Raw genomic sequence first — 19,090 nt, 5'->3', positions numbered from 1 at the left:
TAGTCTGCGAGAGCAGGAAAGACTACGGGCATTCACGACAAATTAGTGGCAGTGAGGATCAGACCTTTTCGCTGACTACCTGCACATACAACGAGCGCCCGGCACCGAGGCCGGCGATGATCGCGCCGAGGCCGATCACACCGAAGATCCAGCCCACGGCAGTCCAGCCGCCGGTCCAGTCGTGGACGATGCCAACGGCGAACGGTCCCATGGACGCCAGGGTGTAGCCGAAACCCTGGGCCATGCTCGACAGGTTCGCCGCGACATGCGCGTCCCGCGAACGCAGGACAATCAACGTCAACGCCAGACTGAACGTGCCGCCCTGCCCCAAACCGAGCAGAATCGCCCAGCCCCACAAGCCTTGGATCGGCGCGTACAGGCAACCGAACAGACCGCCGAGGGTCAGCACCATGACGATTACGATGGCGAGGCGCTGATCCTTGCCGCGTGTGGCCAGCCATGGTGCGGCCAGTGAGCTGGCCAGTTGAATGATCACCGAACCCGACAGCACCAGACCGGCCTGGGTCGGTGTCAGCCCGCGACCAATCAGGATCGACGGCAACCAGCCAAACACGATGTACGCGAGAGACGATTGCAGGCCCATGTACAAAGTCACTTGCCAGGCCAGAGGATCACGCAGCAGACCGCGGACCCGATAGGCAACGTTATGCGCGCCCTGTTTCTGCCCGACTTGCGGCAACCAGAACATCGCTGCGACCAGCGCCGGAATCACCCAGAAACCCAGGCCCAGGGCCCAGCTTTTGTCGAAGTGTTCGCTCAGCGGCACGGTCGCGCCTGCGGCCATCGCCGCCCCCAGGCAGAGCGCCATGGTGTAGACGCCGGTCATGGTGCCAGCGTGTTTGGCGAAGTCGCGCTTGACGATGCCCGGCAACAACACGCCGATCACGCCGATGCTTGCGCCTGCCAATACGCTGCCGGCAAACAGGCCGATTTCACCGAACGAACTGCGCAGAACAATCCCGCCGGCCAATGTGAGAAGGATGCCCAACACCACGCGTTCGGCGCCGAAACGTCGCGCCAGAATCGGTGCCAATGGCGCAAACAGACCCAGGCACAGCACCGGCAACGTTGTCAGCAAACCGGCCTGCGCCGCGGACAATCCGAGGGATTTCGACACCTCGCTGAGCATCGGCGCCATGCTCGACAGCGCTGGACGCAGGTTCAATGCGACCAGAATCAAACCGAGCAACAACAGCCACGGTCGACGCAGCATCGGGTGGCTTTGCTGGACGTGTTCGTCATCGGCCTCGGCGTCGATCAGCAGCTCTTGCAGCTCGGCGGCGCGCTTGGAAGGGGACATGCTGTTCTCGGTTTCAAGGTTCATTGATCAATTGCCTCGATAAAGCTTTGGCCCGTTCCGGGTCGCGTTGCTCGACGGCATCAAGCAGTTCGATGTGCAAGTCGAACACTTCCTGGCGGCGCGGGGTGATGTTCAGGCAATGACGCAACTGGGCGCCGACGACACTGGAGAAATAGCGATACAACTCGCTGAGGGTCGGATTGTGCGCTGCGTCCACCAGGCGACGGTGGAACACCAGATCGCAGGCGATGTAGGTGTCGAGGTCGCCGTGATAGTGGCTGCCGCTGACACCCAATGCTTCGCGCAACGCGATCAAATCTTCATCGGTTCGACGCATCGCCGCCAGGCCTATGGCCTCAACTTCAAGGATGTGCCGGGTTTCCCTGGCCTGATCGAGGGAGCAGCGGGACAGCGCTTTCAGCGTGTCCAGCGGATCGATCACAGCGCGCAAATAGCTGCCGTCGCCTTGGCGGATTTCGATCAACCCGGAAAACGCCAGCACGCGCATGGCTTCGCGAACGGTGTTGCGGCTGATGCCCAGTTCGGCGGACAGCTCGGGTTCCGTGGGCAGGCGTTGGCCCACGGCCCACACGCCTTGGTTGATGCGCTGACGCAACTGATCGAGGGCTTGATCGACCAACGAGCGTTTAACCAATGGGGAAATGTCTGACATAGGTCCCGTCCTTTCATCCAATCATAGGATGAATTTTCTGACATGTTAGTCAGCTCCGCGTAGGACGGCAACCGCCTAGGGTTAATCAGGATGAAAGGAACGATATTTTGGATTAGTCAGAATTACCCTTTGAGGGTAATTTAATGAACAGGTCTTCTTATGGAAAAGAACACACCTCATTACGACTTGGCGGTGGTCAAAGCCGAGGTCGTCAGGCTCGGCAGAAAGGCTTTCACCAGAAGCGCCCTGGAGTCAGGAAATGATGTCGGGTTTTCAGTCTGGCAAATGATTCAAGCGATCTGTGAATTGGAGCACCGAATGCTCTTCAAATCCATGACCACCTATACAGACCACCGTGTCTGGCAAGACGTTTATCACACCACATTTCAGGGCATCGAAATCTACGTCAAAGTGTCCTACCGCGCGGGAGGTGGACACCCGGTAGTTTCTTTCAAGGAGAAAGACATATGAGAACGCAACAATGCGTCAATTGCGGTACTCAGGAGGGTATGGGACATTTCGAAGGACGCACCCTCTCCGTCAACTACAAACAGATGTCACGACTTGTTCACGATCTTGCGGGCTGGGAATGCAGAGTTTGCGGCGAAATCGAGTTCGATCATGATACCGATAGCGCCGATCGATACTCGGATGCCGGTGACCAATTACTTCACGACTGCTTGCAACTGGTAGGCGCCGAAATCAAACGTATCCGGCGCAAACTGCACCTCACGCAAAAAAAAGCCGTGGAGTTGCTGTCCGGTGGCGGAAACAATGCGTTCTCGCGTTACGAGCGAGGTGAGATCCCCCCTCCAAAACCGTTGCTCACGCTCATGCAACTTCTGGATCGTCATCCCTACCTGCTGACGGACATTCAGGTCCTGAGTGAAGGTACCGGTCTGAAGCTACTGTTGGCTGAGCGTCATCCAGATCAGGAAACGTTGCTGGCTTCCTGACCGCCATTCTGCGGGCAAAATAAACCCGGAACAGAGTCCGGGTTTATTTCATTGCCTGGCGTCCGTCAATGCAAAATCTGGCTCAGGAACAACTTCGTCCGATCATTCTGAGGATTATCGAAGAAGTCATTCGGCGCAGCCTGTTCAACGATTTCACCTTTGTCCATGAAGATCACGCGATTCGCCACGGTACGGGCGAAGCCCATTTCGTGAGTCACGCAGAGCATGGTCATGCCGTCTTCGGCCAAACCGATCATGGTGTCGAGAACCTCTTTCACCATCTCCGGATCGAGGGCCGAGGTCGGCTCATCGAACAGCATGATTTTCGGTTTCATGCACAGGGCACGGGCAATCGCCACGCGCTGTTGCTGACCGCCGGACAGTTGCCCCGGGAATTTATGCGCCTGCTCCGGAATGCGTACGCGCTCCAGGTAGTGCATGGCGATTTCTTCGGCCTTGCGTTTCGGCATCTTGCGCACCCACATCGGCGCAAGCGTGCAGTTCTGCAGGATGGTCAGGTGCGGGAACAGGTTGAAGTGCTGGAACACCATGCCGACTTCGCGGCGCACCGTTTCGATCTGCTTGAGGTCGTTGGTCAGTTCCACGCCATCGACCACGATGCGCCCTTGCTGGTGTTCTTCCAGACGGTTGAGGCAACGAATGGTGGTGGATTTGCCGGAACCCGACGGGCCGCAAAGGACGATACGCTCGCCCTGTTTAACGTTCAGGTTGATGTCTTTCAACACGTGGAACTGGCCGTACCACTTGTTCACGCCCTGCATCTGAATAATGCCTTCAGGGCTCACAGGCTGCTTGATTGCTTCGCTCATTTCAGAACTTCCTAAATTAGATAGCGACTTAGCGCTTGTGGCCAGTGTCGAGCTTGCGTTCCAAATGCATGGAATAGCGCGACATACCAAAACAGAAAATCCAGAACACCAGGGCCGCGAACACGTAGCCTTCAGTGGCCATGCCCAACCATTTCGGGTCGGCGGCGGCTTGTTTGACGCTGTTGAGCAAGTCGAACAGGCCGATGATGATCACCAGGCTTGTGTCCTTGAACAGCGCAATGAACGTGTTGACGATGCCGGGGATCACCAGCTTCAGGGCTTGCGGCAGAATCACCAGGCCCATGCTGCGCCAGTAGCCGAGGCCCATCGCCGCAGCCGCTTCATACTGGCCTTTGGGGATCGCTTGCAGACCACCGCGCACCACTTCGGCCACGTAGGCCGATTGGAACAGGATTACGCCGATCAGTGCCCGCAGCAGTTTGTCGAAGTTCATGCCTTCAGGCAGGAACAGCGGCAGCATCACCGAGGACATGAACAGCACCGTGATCAATGGCACGCCGCGCCAGAATTCGATGAAGGTCACGCAGACCACCCGAATCGCCGGCATGTTCGAACGACGGCCCAGCGCCAGGACAATCCCCAGCGGCAACGCACCGGCAATACCGACGGTGGCGATCACCAAAGTCAGCATCAGGCCGCCCCACTGGCTGGTCGCCACTTGGGTCAGGCCAAAGACGCCACCGTGCAACAGGCACCAGGCAACGATCGGGTACAGCACCAGGAAGCTCAGGCCATACACGGCTTTGCGATGAAAGCGCGAGATGAACAACGGCGCCACGCCGATGACCGCCAGCCACACGGTCAGGTCCACGCGCCAGCGCAATTCCGGCGGGTAGTAACCGTACATGAACTGGCCGATACGCTGCTGAATGAACACCCAGCAAGCGCCTTCCTTGGTGCAGTCGGCGCGGGTGGTGCCGACCCAGTTGGCATCGATGATGGTCCATTGCAGGATCGGCGGCACCACCAGGTAAATCAGATAGAACGCGAACAATGTCAGCAGGGTGTTAAGCCAGCTGGAGAACATGTTCGCGCGCATCCATGCCACCACGCCGATGCTGCTGCTCGGTGGGGGCATGTCGGGTTTGAAAGTATGAGTACTCATGCGCTTTTCCTTACCGCTCGATCAGCGCAATGCGCTTGTTGTACCAGTTCATCAGCAGGGAAATGCTGATACTGATCGCCAGGTACACGCTCATGGTGATCGCAATCACCTCGATTGCCTGCCCGGTCTGGTTCAGCACCGTACCGGCGAACAACGACACCATTTCCGGGTAACCGATACCGGCCGCCAGCGAAGAGTTTTTCGCCAGGTTCAGGTATTGGCTGGTCAGCGGTGGAATGATCACGCGCAGGGCTTGCGGGATGATCACCTTGCGCAGGGTCGGACCGTTGCGCAGACCAAGGGAGTGCGCCGCTTCGGTCTGGCCGTGGCTGACCGACTTGATGCCCGAACGCACGATCTCGGCGATGAACGCCGCGGTGTACACGGTCAGCGCCAGGGTCAGCGCCAGCAGTTCCGGGATCAGCACCCAGCCACCGACGAAGTTGAAGCCTTGCAGCTTGGGCATTTCCCAGTGCAGTGGCGCACCGAAGATCAACGCGCACAGTGCCGGGATCACCACGATAAGTGCCAGGCCGGTCCAGAACTTGCGGAACGGCACGCCCGTCGCTTCGAAACGCTTGTTGGCCCAGCGGCACATCAGCACGATGGCAACGATGGCCACGGCGATGCTGACCATGAACGGCCAGAAACCGTCTGCGGTCAATGCGGCCGGCATGTTCAGGCCGCGACTGCTGACGAAGAAAGTGTCGCCGAAGTTATGACTGTTGCGCGGCCCCGGCATGGTCAGGAATACCGCGAAATACCAGAACAGGATTTGCAGCAACGGCGGAATGTTGCGGAAGACTTCCACATAAACAGTCGCCAGCTTGCTGATGATCCAGTTCTTCGACAGCCGTGACACGCCGACGATGAACCCGAGGATCGTCGCCAGGACCACGCCGATGACGGTCACCAGCAATGTATTGAGCAGACCGATGACAAACACTCGGGCATAGCTGTCCGATTCGGTGTAGTCGATCAGGTGTTGAGCGATGCCAAAACCGGCACTGCGCTCCAGAAAACTGAAGCCGGAGGTAATGCCCCGGTGTTGAAGGTTGGTCTGTGTATTGTCGAACAGATACCAGCCCATCGAGACCACCGCCACAATGGTGATGATCTGAAATAGCCACGCACGCACTTTGGGATCGCTGAGACTGAGCCTCTGCTTTGGTGCGCCGATTGAATTTTGCATGAAGTGCCCCGGATGTAATGGAACAGAACATCACCCGGCGGTTGGCCCACCGGGTGATAGAACCATCAGCGCACTGGTGGTGCGTATTGAATGCCGCCGTTGTTCCACAGGGCGTTCAGCCCGCGGTCGATTTCCAGCGGAGTGCCCTTGCCGAGGTTTTTCTCGAACACTTCACCGTAGTTGCCGACCTGCTTGACGATTTGCACGACCCAGTCTTTCTTCACTTTCAGGTCTTTGCCGTATTCACCGTCGGTACCCAGCAGACGAGCGACGTCCGGGTTCTTGGTGCCTTTGGCTTCAGCTTCGACGTTTTTCGATGTCACGCCTGCTTCTTCGGCGTTGAGCATGGCGTAGCCAACCCAGCGCACGATAGCCAGCCACTCGTCGTCGCCGTTACGCACGACAGGGCCCAGAGGCTCCTTGGAAATGGTTTCCGGCAGCACCACGTAATCCTTCGGCGCGGCCAGCTTGCTGCGCTGGGCGAACAGCTGGGATTTGTCGGAAGTCAGTACGTCGCAACGACCGGATTCCAGCGACTTGGCGCTTTCGTCCGAGGTGTCGAATGTGATCGGGGTGTACTTCAGGTTGTTGCCGCGGAAGTAGTCGGAAACGTTCAGCTCGGTGGTAGTACCGGCCTGGATGCAGATGGTTGCACCGTCCAGCTCTTTGGCACTTTTAACGCCCAGCTTGTTGTTTACCAGAAAGCCGATGCCGTCGTAGTAAGTGATGAAGCCCGGGAATTTCAGACCCATGCCCGAATCGCGGGAGCTGGTCATGGTGGTGTTGCGCGACAGGATGTCAATTTCGCCGGACTGCAGCGCGGTGAAGCGCTCTTTGGCGTTCAACTGACTGAACTTGACCTTGGTCGCGTCGCCGAATACGGCAGCGGCCACAGCGCGGCAGTAGTCAGCATCGATGCCGACGATCTTGCCAGTGGAGTCCGGAACCGAGAAACCCGGCAGGCCGTCACTGACGCCACACTGTACGAAACCTTTCTTCTGCACTGCATCCAGGGTTGCACCCGCCTGAGCGAACCCGCTGACACCGAGAACTGCGGCTGCAGCCACGATGGCCAGGGTGGATTTCAACATCTTCATTCAAACCTCCAGTTTTGCTCTTGTTGTGTCGGAGCGTAAGTCCAGTCGCACCCTTATGAGGCGTAGTCGACCCGTGTTGGCTTTTTTTGGGGTCAACCGACGTAGGACCGTAGCTATGAGTCTAGTAGGAGAAAATCCACATCATGGACAACTCACTTCTCACCAATCGGCCGAACGGGCTGTAGCCCTTTCACGTTCGCGAACCCCGTAGCGGCCGCTGGCGAACATCCATCACCGGATTTTTTTTGCTATCCCACCACGAACAATGGCCTGATAGTGTTACCGACAGGCGTGGGATTTTCGTACACGCGTTTACATAGCAAAGCCCGTACCAGACCGGCCGCTGAAGCGTTTAAGGGGCAGGTCAATAGCAAAACTTGTAGCCTTGCGACATCTTGTTAACTGATCAACCTGACGCGCACTCGGATCTCGCACTTAAAGAGAGCGCACGCGCACACATGCACACAACACGCACATAAATGGAGCAGACATGACCGAGCCCCTCATTCTCGAACCCGTCAAGCCCGCAGATGCCTGCGTAATATGGCTGCACGGCCTGGGCGCGGACCGTTATGACTTCCTGCCCGTGGCCGAAGCGTTGCAGGAAAGTCTGCTGACCACGCGCTTCATTCTCCCGCAGGCACCGACCAGCGCCGTCACCATCAACAGTGGCTACGAGATGCCGAGCTGGTACGACATATTGGCCATGAACCCCGCACGCGCGATCAACCGCGAGCAGCTGGAAGCGTCGTCGAACAGAATCATTGAATTGATCGAAATGCAGCGGGCGGCCGGCGTAGACGCCTCGCGGATTTTTCTGGCAGGCTTTTCCCAGGGCGGCGCCGTGGTGTTCCACACCGCTTTCCTGAAATGGCAGGGGCCGCTGGGTGGCGTACTTGCCCTCTCTACTTATGCACCGACCTTCAGTGACGAACTGGAATTGTCCGCCAGCCAGCAGCGTATTCCGGTGCTGTCGTTGCACGGCCAGTACGATGACGTGGTGCAAAACTCCATGGGTCGCACCGCCTACGAGTATTTAAAGCGCCATGGTGTCACCGTGACATGGCAGGAATACCCAATGGGGCACGAAGTGTTACCCGAGGAGATTCGCGACATCGGCGTCTGGCTCGCCGAGCGCTTGCGTTAGCGGTCGAGGCGAAAAACAGGCCATTGATCCCTCCCACTACGCCGCGCCCGATTCTTGCATTACACTGGCCGGCACTTAACCTATTGATGAGATGACCGTGCTCAAAGCACTCAAGAAAATGTTCGGGAAAAGCGAGACTGAGCAGCTCGCGCCAGTCTCCAGCGCTCCGTCTCACACCCCCAGCCACCGCACCGACGGTAATCAGTCTGGCCGGACCGCCCCCGTCGCGGCACCGAAACCAGAGCCTGTGGCGACACCGGATCTCCAGCCGGTTGAAGAGGCAGTCACCGAGCAACCGCGCAGCGAAACGCCGAAACCGGCCAGACCGCGTCGCGAACCGAAGCCCAAAGCACCGGTCATTCCTTGGAAACTCGAAGATTTCGCCGTTGAACCCCAGGAAGGCAAAACCCGCTTCCACGATTTCAAGCTCGCCCCGGAACTGATGCACGCCATCCAGGACCTGGGCTTCCCGTATTGCACGCCGATTCAGGCCCAGGTGCTGGGTTTCACCCTCGCCGGCAAAGACGCCATCGGTCGCGCCCAGACCGGCACCGGCAAAACCGCCGCGTTCCTTATTTCGATCATCACCCAGTTGTTGGACACCCCGCCGCCGAAAGAGCGCTACATGGGTGAGCCGCGGGCGCTGATCATCGCGCCGACCCGTGAACTGGTAGTGCAGATCGCCAAGGACGCCGCCGACCTGACCAAGTACACCGGCCTCAACGTCATGACGTTCGTCGGTGGCATGGATTTCGACAAGCAACTCAAGCACCTCGAAGCCCGCCACTGCGACATCCTCGTCGCGACCCCGGGCCGCTTGCTCGACTTCAACCAGCGCGGCGACGTGCACCTGGACATGGTCGAAGTCATGGTCCTCGACGAAGCCGACCGCATGCTCGACATGGGCTTCATCCCGCAAGTGCGCCAGATCATTCGCCAGACGCCGCCGAAGAACGAGCGCCAGACCCTGCTGTTCTCCGCGACCTTCACCGAAGACGTAATGAACCTCGCCAAGCAATGGACCACCGAGCCGTCGATCGTCGAGATCGAATCGCAGCACGTGGCCAGCGAAAACGTCGAGCAGCACATCTACGCGGTGGCCGGTGCCGACAAATACAAACTGCTCTACAACCTGGTCAACGACAACGGTTGGGAGCGGGTGATGGTCTTCGCCAACCGCAAGGATGAAGTGCGTCGTATCGAAGAACGCCTGGTGCGCGATGGCGTCAACGCCGCGCAACTGTCCGGCGATGTGCCGCAACACAAACGCATCAAGACCCTCGAAGGTTTTCGCGAGGGCAAGATCCGCGTACTGGTGGCCACCGATGTTGCCGGTCGCGGCATTCACATCGACGGCATCAGCCATGTGATCAACTTCACCCTGCCGGAAGTCCCGGACGATTACGTGCACCGGATCGGCCGTACCGGTCGTGCGGGCGCCGAGGGTGTGTCGATTAGTTTTGCCGGGGAAGACGATTCCTACCAGTTGCCGTCCATCGAGGCGCTTCTGGGTCGCAAAATCAGCTGTGAGACACCGCCGACGCATCTTCTGCGGGCAGTTGAGCGAAAGCGCCCGTAACGCGGGTCGCAGCAAAAGAGGCGCAGCCGACAACGGACTGCGCTTTTTTTTCGTCTGGAGATTGCGATAGAATACTAAAAGTCCATAATGGACAAATTAGTTTACTTCCAGCTCTCGGAGCCAACCATGCCCAGCACGCCCCATGTGATCACCCAACCCCATGCCCGTGAACTGCTGGCGCAGGTCGACGTGCCGCAGATCCTGCGCAAACTGTTCCGCGAACTGGCTGCGGGTCAAGCGGTGCAGCCGGCCCAGCAACGGGTGGAGTTTCCCCAGGGGGCCGGCGATTTCATCAATTATCTGGGTGTGCTTGTAGAAGACGGGGTTTACGGGATCAAGACTTCGCCGTACATCGTGCGTGAGCAAGGCCCGTTGGTCACGGCGTGGACCCTGTTGATGTCGATGGAGACCGGCGAGCCGCTGCTGCTGTGCGATGCCGGCGAACTGACCGTGGCGCGCACCGCCGCGACCACCGCCGTCGCGGTCGATGCCCTCGCCCCTTTGAACGCAAACCGTCTGGCAATCATCGGCAGCGGCAAGGTGGCACTGGCGCATCTGCACTCCGTCAAGGGCCTGCGCGACTGGCAGAGCATCAACCTCTATTCGCCGGGTTTGAGCGAACTGAGCGTTGAAGCACTGGCCGAACTCAAGAGCCTCGATCCACGTCTGAACCTCGTCGACACTCGCGAAGCAGTCGTTCAGGACGCCGACGTGATCATGCTCTGCACCTCATCTGCCGGCCCGGTGATCGACCCGTCCAGTCTGGGCAAACCGGCGCTGATCACCTCGATCAGCACCAACGCGCCACGCGCCCATGAAGTGCCGCCACAGAGCCTCAATGACATGCAGGTGTTCTGCGACTATCGTCTGACCACCCCGGGATCGGCAGGCGAAATGCTGATTGCCGGTGAACAGCATGGCTGGGACCCGCACTCGATTGTCGGTGACCTGCCGGACTTGGTCAGCGGCAAAGTCCAGCGCCCGGATTACGATCGCCACGTGTTCTTCCGCTCGATCGGCCTGGGCCTGGAAGACATCGCGCTGGCGAATGCCATTTACCACCTCCAGCACTAACACCGCTCCCACAGGGGGTTCTCTACAGATTCGGCATTCGCGACTTACAGGAGAAATGCATGAGCCACGCAGATTTCATTATCATCGGCGGCGGGATTGCCGGCGCTTCCACCGGCTTCTGGTTGTCGCAGCACGCCCGGGTGATTGTGCTTGAACGCGAATCTCATCCGGCCTATCACTCCACCGGACGCTCCGCCGCGCTGTACACCGCCGCCTATGGCACACCGCAAGTCCGGGCGCTGACTCAGGCCAGCCGCGATTTCTTCGACGCCCCGCCCGCCGGTTTCTGCGAACACCCGCTGCTGACCCCGCGCGGCGAGATGACCGTGGACTTCACCGGCGACCCCGCCGAGCTGAACAATCAATACCTGAGCGCCAAAGCCACAGTGCCGCAGATGCAATTGCTGAGCGCCGAAGAAGCCTGCGTGCGCCTGCCGATCCTGCGTCGGGAAAAAGTCCATGGCGCGATCTACGACCCGACGGCCAGCGACATCGACACCGACGCCTTGCATCAGGGTTACCTGCGCGGCATCCGTCGCAACCAGGGTCAAGTGCTCACCGACACCGAGGTCCTGAGCCTGACCCGCGACGCGCAAGGCGTGTGGCAGGTGCACACCAGCGGCCAGACCTTCAGCGCCCCGGTCATCATCAACGCCGCCGGCGCCTGGGCCGACAAGATCGGCGAACTGGCCGGGGCCAAGCCGCTGGGGCTGCAACCGAAGCGCCGCGCGGCCTTCATCTTCGCCGGGCCGGAAGGTGTGGACATCCACCACTGGCCGATGCTGGTCAGCCTCGACGAATCCTTCTACATGAAGCCCGACGCCGGCATGTTCCTCGGCTCTCCGGCCAACGCCGACCCGGTGGAGCCACACGACGTGCAGCCCGAAGAACTGGACATCGCGATGGGCATCTACCAGATCGAAGAAGCCACCACCCTGACCATCCGCCGTCCGACCCGCACCTGGGCCGGCCTGCGCAGCTTTGTGTCCGACGGCGATTTGCTCTCGGGTTTCGATCCGCAGGTGCCCGGCCTGTTCTGGGTCGCGGCACAGGGCGGTTACGGCATCCAGACGTCGCCCGCCATGGGCCAGGCCAGCGCCGCACTGGTGCGCGGCGAAACCTTGCCCGAGCCACTCAAGCGTTTCGGCCTGGATGCCGGGATGCTCTCCCCCGCTCGCCTGGGCTGATCGCGTCCTCAAGTGACGTGCCGACACGATTGCGGCAAACTTCCAGCGCCCTTTTTGCAGGGCGCTGACGCCTGGAGCTCCACAGTATGAACGCACCTGTCAAAGACCCGGCCCTGGATAACTTCCGCGCGATCGCCGATGCCATCGCCACGTTGTTCTTCCCCCACGCCGAGGTGGTGCTGCACGACCTGCGCACGCAAAAGATCGATTACATCGCCAACAACCTGTCCAAACGCGAAGTCGGCGACGACGCCGCGCTGGAGGACATGCTCAGCGATGACCTCAGCGAGCGAAACATCGGGCCGTATGAAAAGTTAAATTGGGATGGTCAGAAGATTCGCAGCCTGAGCAGCGTGCTGCGTGACAGCGACGGTCATCCGCTGGCGGTGCTGTGCATCAATCTGAATATTTCGCTGTTCGAAAATGCCAAGGCTGCGCTGGACTTGTTTCTGTCGCCGAGCAAGCTGATTCCGCAACCGGACTCACTGTTCCGCGATGACTGGCAGGAGCGCATCAACACCTTCCTGCATCGCTGGCTGCGCGAACGCCAGCTGAGCCTGAACCTGCTGACCCGCGACCACAAACGCGAACTGGTGCTGGCCCTGCACGCCGAAGGCGCCTTCAAAGGCAAAAGCGCCTCCAACTATGTCGCGAACGTGCTGAATATGGGACGGGCGACCGTCTACAAGCACCTGAAAGAATTGAAAAGCTAACGCCTATTTCTGGCAACACACATACCTGTAGGAGCCTGGCTTGCCGGCGATGGCGAATTCGTGGACGCCATCGCCGGCAAGCCAGGCTCCTACAGGATGTGCGATTATTCCAGCGCCGAAGCCGGGCCGAAGAACTCGTAGCGGCTTTGCTTCTCCGGTACACCCAAGGCTTTCAGGTGGCGCTTGATCGCTGCCATGAAGCCTTTAGGCCCCAGGAAATACGCATCCAGGTCGCGCTGCTGCGGCAACCACTCGCCCAGTTGTTCCTGACTCAGCAACCCGACTTTGTGCGCTGCCGGGCTGATCCCATCATCTTCGGCGTAGCAGTAGAAGTGCTTGAGTTGCGGATGCCGAGCGGCCAATCCGTCGATCCAGTCGCGGAAAGCGTGAACGCTGCCATTGCGCGCGCAGTGGATAAAGTGCACCGGCCGCTCGGTCGCCAGCGCCGCTTCGAGCATCGCCAGGGTCGGGGTGATGCCGACGCCGCCGCTGATCAGCACCAGCGGTTTGTCGCTGTGCGTCAGGGTGAATTCGCCCGATGGGGGAAACAGCTGAATACTCGAACCGACGTGTAGTTGATCGTGCAAATGGTTCGAGGCGCGGCCACCGTGTTCACGCTTGACGCTAATGCGGTACTGACCCTTGTTCGGCAGGGCAGACAGCGAATAGTTACGACGAATTTCTCCGCCATTCAGAATCAGTTTCATGCCGATGTACTGGCCGGGGTCTGCGGCGAGAATCGGGCCTTTGTCTGCCGGCTCGAAGTAGAACGAGGTAATTTCCGAACTCTCTTCAACCTTGGCCGCCACGATGAATGCCCGCGCACCACGCCAGCCGCCTACAGCCTGTTCTTTCTGGTCATAGATGGTGGTTTCGGCACCGATTAAAATGTCGGCCAGTTGGCCGTAAGCCGCGCCCCAGGCGCTCATCACTTCCGGGGTGGCAATCTCGTCACCCAAAACTTCAGAAATCGCCCGCAGCAGGCAGCTGCCGACAATCGGGTAGTGTTCCGGAAGGATTTGCAGGGCCACGTGCTTGTTGATGATCTTGGCCACCAGGTCGCCCAACTGGTCGAGCTGGTCGATATGGCGCGCGTACATCAACACGCCGTTTGCCAGGGCGCGGGGTTGATCGCCGCTCGCCTGGTGAGCCTGGTTGAACAACGGGCGGACTTCCGGGTGTTCGGAGAGCAGCATGCGGTAGAAATAGGTGATCAACGCTTCGCCACCGCTCTCCAGCAGCGGCACAGTGGATTTGACGATTGCACGGTCTTGAACGCTAAGCATAAGGTGACTCCTGAGCGACGGGTTTCCAAGTGGTTGCCTTATACATATCAGCTTCCATGCCAACTATTTATTTCATAAAAATCAATAACTTAAGCGCAAGCTAGTCATAACGACACAGCTTGATTTATAGTCATCGCGACTACATGGAGTCACTATGACTGCAAAATCTTTGCTGACCGCACTGCTTCCTCTGGTCTCGGACCTGTCCCGCGAACTCCCCGAGAGCGAGCGCTATCGGCGCCTGCTCGAAGCCATGCGCGCCTTGCTCCCCTGCGATGCCGCCGCGCTGCTGCGCCTCGATGGCGACTGGCTGGTGCCGCTGGCCGTCGACGGGTTGAGCACCGATACCCTCGGTCGACGCTTCAAGGTCAGCGAACACCCGCGCTTCGAAGCCTTGCTGAGCAGTCCGGGGCCGACCCGCTTCGCCGCCGACAGCGACATGCCCGATCCTTACGACGGACTGGTCGATGGCCTCGACGATCACCTGGAAGTCCACGACTGCATGGGCTGTCCGCTGTTTATCGACGAGCGCCCGTGGGGTTTGCTGACCCTCGACGCACTCGACCCGGAGCGTCTTGAACCGATCGAACTGGACACCCTGCAAGCCTTCGCCAGCCTCGCCGCCGCTACGGTCAACGCGGCGGAGCGCATCCAGCGGCTGGCCAATCGGGTCGAAGATGAGCATCAGCGCGCCGAGGTTTATCGACAGGCCAGCGGCCAGCAGAACCGCGAGATGATCGGCCAGAGCAAGCGCCACAAACGTCTGGTGGAAGAAATCAGCCTGGTGGGCGGCAGTGACCTGACGGTGCTGATCACTGGTGAAACCGGGGTCGGCAAGGAATTGGTGGCGCAAGCGATTCACGCCGCCTCGGCCCGGGCCAATAAACCGATCATCAGCCTCAACTGCGCCGCATTGCCGGACACGCTGGTGGAAAGCGAACTGTTCGGCCACGTGCGCGGTGCCTTCACCGGCGCAACGAGCGACCGCCGTGGAAAGTTTGAACTGGCGAATGGCGGCACCTTGTTTCTCGATGAAGTCGGCGAGCTGTCGCTGACCGTGCAGGCCAAATTGCTCCGCGTTCTGCAGAGCGGTCAACTGCAACGGCTGGGGTCGGACAAGGAACATCTGGTCGATGTGCGTCTCATCGCCGCGACCAACCGCGACCTCGCCGAAGAAGTGCGCAGCGGCCGTTACCGTGCCGACTTCTACCACCGTTTAAGCGTGTACCCACTGCTGGTCCCGGCCCTGCGGGATCGCGGGCGTGACGTACTGTTGCTCAGCGGCTTTTTCCTTGAGCAGAACCGCTCGCGCATGGGCCTCAACAGCCTGCGCCTGCACAGCGATGCCCAGGCCGCGCTGCTCGCCTATGACTGGCCGGGCAATGTGCGGGAGCTGGAACACTTGATTGGTCGTAGCGCTCTGAAAGCCTTGGGGCATTGCAAGGAGCGGCCGAAAATTCTCAGCTTGAGTGCGGCGGATCTGGACCTGCCCAGTGGCAGTGTCGAGGTCGCCACCGAGCCGCCGGGCGCCGCGACGGTGGCGTTGGTCGCTGGTGATCTACGTGAGGCGACCGAGAACTATCAGCGCCAATTGATCAGTGCCTGCCTGGAACGGCATCAGAGTAATTGGGCGAGCGCGGCGCGAGAGTTGGGGCTGGATCGGGCGAACCTCGGGCGGATGGCTAAAAGACTCGGCATGAAATGACACCGACAATGTTGCTAAAGCCTGCCCCCATCAAGTCGATAACCCGGCATCAATAGCTTTTGGCGACTGTTCATTCGCCCATCACCTTTTTCCACAGAAGGTTTTTATGTCCACCACCAAAGCCCGCGCAGACTCACTTTCGCTTCTGCTGTTTACCTTGCGCAGCGGCAAGCTGATGGCAATCAACCTGCTTAAAGTCAGTGAAATCATCCCCTGCCCGCCGCTGACCCGGCTGCCGGAGTCGCACCCCCACGTCAAAGGCATCGCCACCCTGCGCGGTGCATCGTTATCGGTGATCGACCTCAGCCGGGCGATTGGCGAGCGGCCGCTGGAAGATCCGAACGGTGGCTGCCTGATCGTGACCGACGTCAGCCGCTCCAAACAAGGCCTGCACGTGCAAGCCGTGAGCAAGATCGTTCACTGCCTGACCACCGACATTCGTCCGCCGCCCTTCGGCTCCGGCGGTGTGCGGTCGTACATCACTGGCGTGACATCGGTCGACGGCACGCTGGTGCAGGTGCTCGACATCGAAAAAGTCATCCATGGCATCGCCCCGGCACAAATCGACGCGGCCCCGACCGAGCTGAGCATGGAAGACGCCGAAGTGCTGGGCAACGCGCGCATTCTGGTGGTCGACGACAGCCAGGTGGCCCTGCAACAGTCGGTGCACACCCTGCGCAACCTCGGCCTGCAATGCCACACCGCGCGCAGCGCCAAGGAAGCCATCGACTGCCTGCTGGACCTGCAAGGCACGGCGCAGCAGATCAACCTGATCGTCTCGGACATCGAGATGTCGGAGATGGACGGCTACGCGTTCACCCGCACCCTGCGCGAAACGCCAGACTTCTCGCACCTGTACGTGCTGCTGCACACCTCGCTGGACAGTGCGATGAACAGCGAGAAAGCGCGGCTTGCCGGGGCCAACGCGGTGCTGACCAAGTTCTCCTCGCCGGAACTGACCAAATGCCTGATCGAAGCGGCCAAGGCGGTCGCCGAACAAGGTCATTGAGTGTGACCGAGGTCTTTTGTTTGCTGATGCGGCGCAACCTCACTGACGTTGTGCCCGCCATCACCTGGCCTGAAGGCGTCACCCTGCACGACTATCGGCCCGATCTGGCAGAAGCCGTACATGGCCTGATGGAACTGGGCTATCTGGAAGGTGGCGGTCGCGTGCCGGCGCTGGACGCCTGGCAACAACGGTTTGAGACCGACCCTGAATACGATCCGTCCCTGTGTTTCATTGCGCGGGATGCCGACGGTATCGTCGGGGTTTGCCAGTGCTGGACCAGCGCCTATATCAAGAATCTGGTGGTGCATCCGCGTGCTCAGGGACGGGGATTGGGCCGGGCGTTGCTGTTGCAGGCGTTCAACGTGTTTCAGCAGAGGCGCGAAGGGTTTGTGGACTTGAAGGTATTGCAAGAAAACCTTCGGGCGCGGCGATTGTATGAAAGTGCCGGGATGACCGTCGTCCGCCGAGAAGTGGTTCCGGTCTGACACAGGCAAACTAAATCCATCGGGCATACTCCAAGCTTGGCCAATACTTGCCCCAGGATGCCTGAACCATGAAAGCTGCAGCGCTGACCTTCCTCTGCCTCACCGCCCTCGCCACCCAGGCCCACGCCTCCAGCCCCGACGCCTGGGCCGCTTTCGACAAAGCCGTTCTCGCCAGCTGCACCAAGGCCAGCGGCCTGAAAAACGCCAAGCCCGTCGGCAACGCCGCGCAGTTCGATGACCGGGTCGATTACACCGCCCTCCTGCTGCAAGGCCAATACCCGCAGAAACACATGAAAGGCCAGCAAGGCACCGAGTTGTGCCTCTACAACAAGAAAAGCAAAACCGCCTACGTGACCGAATGGGACTCGATCCGCGTGCCCGCCAAATCCCAATGAATGGCGCGTAACTTGCTTCGACGCTGTCCTTTGCGGTGGCATTCCGTCGCCGCTTCGGGTCCTGACAGGCGACTGATCCTTCGATGAATACGACGTTTTCCTGCGTAGGCTGCGGCAAATGCTGCAACGACCATCACGTGCCCCTAACCCTGCCCGAAGCGCGGATGTGGGCAGCCGATGGCGGTCAGGTGATCGTGCTGGTGGAAGGGTTCCTGGGGAATGGCCTGGGCCTGCCGGTGCTGCAACGCGAACATGCCGAACGCCGCTCGGTGGTGGTTCAAAGCGGCGCGTGCGAGGCGTACGTGGCTATCACGTTTGCGGCCTACAACGTCGGGCCCTGCCGGAATCTTGACGAAGACAACCTTTGCCGCATCTACGAGCGCCGGCCGCTGGTGTGCCGCATCTATCCGATGGAAATCAACCCACACATCCCGTTGAACCCGGCGACCAAGGATTGTCCGCCGGCGTCATGGGAAAAAGGCCCGGACCTGATCATTGGCGGTGAATTGGTCGATCAGGAACTCGCGGGACTTATCCAGCGCTCCCGTCAGGCAGATCGCGATGACGTTCGCAGCAAGGATGCCATTTGCGCATTGCTGGGGATTCGGACGACAGCGCTCAAGGGCGATGGATTTACTGCCTACCTTCCGGACATGAGTGCGTTTGCCACGGTCATTGATCAGGTGGCGCAGCAGGCGGTGGCGGGGTTGGACAGTAATTGGCAGTTTCATGTGTCGGGGGACGACATTGCCGGGCAGGTGTTGGCGGCAGGTGCGCACGTGGCGACTGAGGTGCCGGTCAACTATGCGTTTATCTCGTTGCGGGCGGCTTGATCCCAACGATGTATTGCCTGGTAAGGCCCCATCGCGAGCGGGCTCACTCCTGCGGGTGATCACCGTCCTTGTGGGAGTGAGCCTGCTCGCGATGGCGTCAGATCAGACCACGGCAACAATCAACGATTAGCGCTTACCCATCGAACGCCGCGTGCCCGGAGGCGCTGCACCCGGCGTCTTGGTGTGGCCGTTCTTGGCGCCGTTCTTGTACCACGGCTGGCCGGCGGCTTTTGCGGCGGCCAGTTCACCCGGTTTGAACGGGAACTTGAACGCCGGGATCGCGGCTTGGGTTTCGCTGTCTGCGCTGGAGTCGACGCTGTCTGGCAGGTCTGCCGAAGCGTCGCTCAAGGCGTCGGCAACCGGCGGTTGTGTCGGGGAAGTCATGAAAGCTCCGGGTAATGCACAAGTGTCGGGCCCGGTCAGCGAGCCACGAAAGGCGGCAGTATACCTTCCCATGATCCACTGTAGGAGCCGGCGTGTAG

Annotated in this window: 20 protein-coding genes; 12 read left to right on the top strand and 8 right to left on the bottom strand. The window is 60.0% G+C overall.

Annotated features, from left to right (window positions below; all coding sequences use genetic code 11):
• Positions 1–58: 58 nt before the first annotated feature.
• Positions 59–1,345 carry a CynX/NimT family MFS transporter gene (locus tag ACYZT4_RS26125; protein ID WP_461983882.1) on the bottom strand — a complete coding sequence of 429 codons (1,287 nt, stop codon included), beginning with the start codon at positions 1,343–1,345 and terminating at the stop codon, positions 59–61.
• Positions 1,335–1,994 (bottom strand): FadR/GntR family transcriptional regulator, encoded by a 660-nt coding sequence (locus tag ACYZT4_RS26120; protein WP_461983881.1) that lies wholly within the window; start codon positions 1,992–1,994, stop codon positions 1,335–1,337. Before ACYZT4_RS26120 ends, ACYZT4_RS26125 begins: the two co-directional genes overlap by 11 nt.
• A gap of 159 nt (positions 1,995–2,153) precedes the next feature.
• Here ACYZT4_RS26120 and ACYZT4_RS26115 point away from each other — a divergent pair, with 159 nt between their 5' ends.
• Positions 2,154–2,465, top strand: a complete 312-nt coding sequence (locus tag ACYZT4_RS26115) for a type II toxin-antitoxin system MqsR family toxin (protein WP_461983879.1) — start codon at positions 2,154–2,156, stop codon at positions 2,463–2,465.
• Positions 2,462–2,950, top strand: coding sequence for a type II toxin-antitoxin system MqsA family antitoxin (locus tag ACYZT4_RS26110; RefSeq protein WP_461983877.1), 489 nt, complete (start codon positions 2,462–2,464; stop codon positions 2,948–2,950). The genes ACYZT4_RS26115 and ACYZT4_RS26110 overlap by 4 nt, the downstream gene beginning before the upstream one ends.
• A 65-nt stretch (positions 2,951–3,015) precedes the next feature.
• On the opposite strand, the gene ACYZT4_RS26105 is transcribed toward ACYZT4_RS26110, so the two are convergent.
• From ACYZT4_RS26105 to ACYZT4_RS26090, 4 genes are all read right to left on the bottom strand, one after another.
• A complete protein-coding gene (locus ACYZT4_RS26105; protein ID WP_092272917.1) occupies positions 3,016–3,780 on the bottom strand; it encodes an amino acid ABC transporter ATP-binding protein in 765 nt (254 codons plus the stop codon).
• Positions 3,781–3,808: 28 nt separating this feature from the next.
• Positions 3,809–4,906 (bottom strand): amino acid ABC transporter permease, encoded by a 1,098-nt coding sequence (locus ACYZT4_RS26100; RefSeq protein ID WP_461983875.1) that lies wholly within the window; start codon positions 4,904–4,906, stop codon positions 3,809–3,811.
• Between the two features lie 10 nt (positions 4,907–4,916).
• The gene (locus tag ACYZT4_RS26095; protein WP_461983873.1) at positions 4,917–6,098 is read right to left on the bottom strand and encodes an amino acid ABC transporter permease; all 1,182 of its coding nucleotides are present in this window, start codon (positions 6,096–6,098) and stop codon (positions 4,917–4,919) included.
• 65 nt (positions 6,099–6,163) lie between these two features.
• Complete coding sequence (locus ACYZT4_RS26090) at positions 6,164–7,195, bottom strand: amino acid ABC transporter substrate-binding protein (protein WP_461983872.1); 1,032 nt, start codon at positions 7,193–7,195, stop codon at positions 6,164–6,166.
• A 490-nt stretch (positions 7,196–7,685) separates the two neighbouring features.
• Here ACYZT4_RS26090 and ACYZT4_RS26085 point away from each other — a divergent pair, with 490 nt between their 5' ends.
• The 5 genes from ACYZT4_RS26085 (at position 7,686) to ACYZT4_RS26065 (ending at position 12,895) form a co-directional block, all read left to right on the top strand.
• Positions 7,686–8,342, top strand: coding sequence for an alpha/beta hydrolase (locus ACYZT4_RS26085; RefSeq protein ID WP_461983871.1), 657 nt, complete (start codon positions 7,686–7,688; stop codon positions 8,340–8,342).
• A gap of 91 nt (positions 8,343–8,433) precedes the next feature.
• A complete protein-coding gene (rhlB, locus tag ACYZT4_RS26080) occupies positions 8,434–9,921 on the top strand; it encodes an ATP-dependent RNA helicase RhlB (protein WP_461983869.1) in 1,488 nt (495 codons plus the stop codon).
• 126 nt (positions 9,922–10,047) lie between these two features.
• A complete protein-coding gene (locus ACYZT4_RS26075; RefSeq protein ID WP_461983868.1) occupies positions 10,048–10,995 on the top strand; it encodes an ornithine cyclodeaminase family protein in 948 nt (315 codons plus the stop codon).
• A gap of 59 nt (positions 10,996–11,054) precedes the next feature.
• Positions 11,055–12,182, top strand: coding sequence for an NAD(P)/FAD-dependent oxidoreductase (locus ACYZT4_RS26070; RefSeq protein ID WP_461983866.1), 1,128 nt, complete (start codon positions 11,055–11,057; stop codon positions 12,180–12,182).
• A gap of 86 nt (positions 12,183–12,268) precedes the next feature.
• On the top strand, positions 12,269–12,895 hold the full coding sequence (locus ACYZT4_RS26065) for a helix-turn-helix transcriptional regulator (RefSeq protein ID WP_461983864.1): 627 nt from the start codon (positions 12,269–12,271) through the stop codon (positions 12,893–12,895).
• 104 nt (positions 12,896–12,999) lie between these two features.
• Here ACYZT4_RS26065 and hmpA read toward each other — a convergent pair whose 3' ends face one another.
• Entirely contained in the window at positions 13,000–14,181 is a 1,182-nt protein-coding gene (gene hmpA / locus ACYZT4_RS26060) for an NO-inducible flavohemoprotein (RefSeq protein WP_461983862.1), read from the bottom strand.
• Positions 14,182–14,335: 154 nt separating this feature from the next.
• On the opposite strand from hmpA, the gene norR reads away from it, so the two are divergent.
• The 5 genes from norR to ACYZT4_RS26035 all read left to right on the top strand — a co-directional run bounded on the left by norR (position 14,336) and on the right by ACYZT4_RS26035 (position 18,608).
• Positions 14,336–15,886, top strand: coding sequence for a nitric oxide reductase transcriptional regulator NorR (gene norR, locus ACYZT4_RS26055; RefSeq protein ID WP_461983860.1), 1,551 nt, complete (start codon positions 14,336–14,338; stop codon positions 15,884–15,886).
• A gap of 106 nt (positions 15,887–15,992) precedes the next feature.
• Positions 15,993–16,895: a chemotaxis protein CheW gene (locus tag ACYZT4_RS26050; protein WP_461983858.1), complete on the top strand. Its 903-nt coding sequence runs from the start codon at positions 15,993–15,995 to the stop codon at positions 16,893–16,895.
• Between the two features lie 26 nt (positions 16,896–16,921).
• On the top strand, positions 16,922–17,380 hold the full coding sequence (locus ACYZT4_RS26045; protein WP_461988808.1) for a GNAT family N-acetyltransferase: 459 nt from the start codon (positions 16,922–16,924) through the stop codon (positions 17,378–17,380).
• 68 nt (positions 17,381–17,448) lie between these two features.
• Positions 17,449–17,775: a hypothetical protein gene (locus tag ACYZT4_RS26040; RefSeq protein ID WP_461983856.1), complete on the top strand. Its 327-nt coding sequence runs from the start codon at positions 17,449–17,451 to the stop codon at positions 17,773–17,775.
• Positions 17,776–17,858: 83 nt separating this feature from the next.
• Complete coding sequence (locus ACYZT4_RS26035) at positions 17,859–18,608, top strand: YkgJ family cysteine cluster protein (protein WP_461983854.1); 750 nt, start codon at positions 17,859–17,861, stop codon at positions 18,606–18,608.
• A gap of 126 nt (positions 18,609–18,734) precedes the next feature.
• Here ACYZT4_RS26035 and ACYZT4_RS26030 read toward each other — a convergent pair whose 3' ends face one another.
• Complete coding sequence (locus ACYZT4_RS26030) at positions 18,735–18,992, bottom strand: hypothetical protein (protein ID WP_461983852.1); 258 nt, start codon at positions 18,990–18,992, stop codon at positions 18,735–18,737.
• Between the last annotated feature and the right edge of the window lie 98 nt (positions 18,993–19,090).

The sequence above is a fragment of the Pseudomonas sp. GB2N2 genome (assembly GCF_054897705.1).
This window is presented reverse-complemented; position numbering and strand designations above follow the sequence as displayed.

Coding starts and splice junctions, on each gene's coding strand:
- ACYZT4_RS26095 (WP_461983873.1), bottom strand. CDS start 6,098: ATGCAAAATTCAATCGGCGCACCAAAGCAGAGGCTCAGTCTCAGCGAT.
- ACYZT4_RS26105 (WP_092272917.1), bottom strand. CDS start 3,780: ATGAGCGAAGCAATCAAGCAGCCTGTGAGCCCTGAAGGCATTATTCAG.
- ACYZT4_RS26045 (WP_461988808.1), top strand. CDS start 16,922: ATGCGGCGCAACCTCACTGACGTTGTGCCCGCCATCACCTGGCCTGAA.
- ACYZT4_RS26075 (WP_461983868.1), top strand. CDS start 10,048: ATGCCCAGCACGCCCCATGTGATCACCCAACCCCATGCCCGTGAACTG.
- norR (WP_461983860.1), top strand. CDS start 14,336: ATGACTGCAAAATCTTTGCTGACCGCACTGCTTCCTCTGGTCTCGGAC.
- rhlB (WP_461983869.1), top strand. CDS start 8,434: ATGACCGTGCTCAAAGCACTCAAGAAAATGTTCGGGAAAAGCGAGACT.
- ACYZT4_RS26125 (WP_461983882.1), bottom strand. CDS start 1,345: ATGAACCTTGAAACCGAGAACAGCATGTCCCCTTCCAAGCGCGCCGCC.
- ACYZT4_RS26115 (WP_461983879.1), top strand. CDS start 2,154: ATGGAAAAGAACACACCTCATTACGACTTGGCGGTGGTCAAAGCCGAG.
- ACYZT4_RS26035 (WP_461983854.1), top strand. CDS start 17,859: ATGAATACGACGTTTTCCTGCGTAGGCTGCGGCAAATGCTGCAACGAC.
- ACYZT4_RS26120 (WP_461983881.1), bottom strand. CDS start 1,994: ATGTCAGACATTTCCCCATTGGTTAAACGCTCGTTGGTCGATCAAGCC.
- ACYZT4_RS26110 (WP_461983877.1), top strand. CDS start 2,462: ATGAGAACGCAACAATGCGTCAATTGCGGTACTCAGGAGGGTATGGGA.
- ACYZT4_RS26085 (WP_461983871.1), top strand. CDS start 7,686: ATGACCGAGCCCCTCATTCTCGAACCCGTCAAGCCCGCAGATGCCTGC.
- ACYZT4_RS26030 (WP_461983852.1), bottom strand. CDS start 18,992: ATGACTTCCCCGACACAACCGCCGGTTGCCGACGCCTTGAGCGACGCT.
- ACYZT4_RS26065 (WP_461983864.1), top strand. CDS start 12,269: ATGAACGCACCTGTCAAAGACCCGGCCCTGGATAACTTCCGCGCGATC.
- ACYZT4_RS26090 (WP_461983872.1), bottom strand. CDS start 7,195: ATGAAGATGTTGAAATCCACCCTGGCCATCGTGGCTGCAGCCGCAGTT.
- hmpA (WP_461983862.1), bottom strand. CDS start 14,181: ATGCTTAGCGTTCAAGACCGTGCAATCGTCAAATCCACTGTGCCGCTG.
- ACYZT4_RS26070 (WP_461983866.1), top strand. CDS start 11,055: ATGAGCCACGCAGATTTCATTATCATCGGCGGCGGGATTGCCGGCGCT.
- ACYZT4_RS26100 (WP_461983875.1), bottom strand. CDS start 4,906: ATGAGTACTCATACTTTCAAACCCGACATGCCCCCACCGAGCAGCAGC.
- ACYZT4_RS26040 (WP_461983856.1), top strand. CDS start 17,449: ATGAAAGCTGCAGCGCTGACCTTCCTCTGCCTCACCGCCCTCGCCACC.
- ACYZT4_RS26050 (WP_461983858.1), top strand. CDS start 15,993: ATGTCCACCACCAAAGCCCGCGCAGACTCACTTTCGCTTCTGCTGTTT.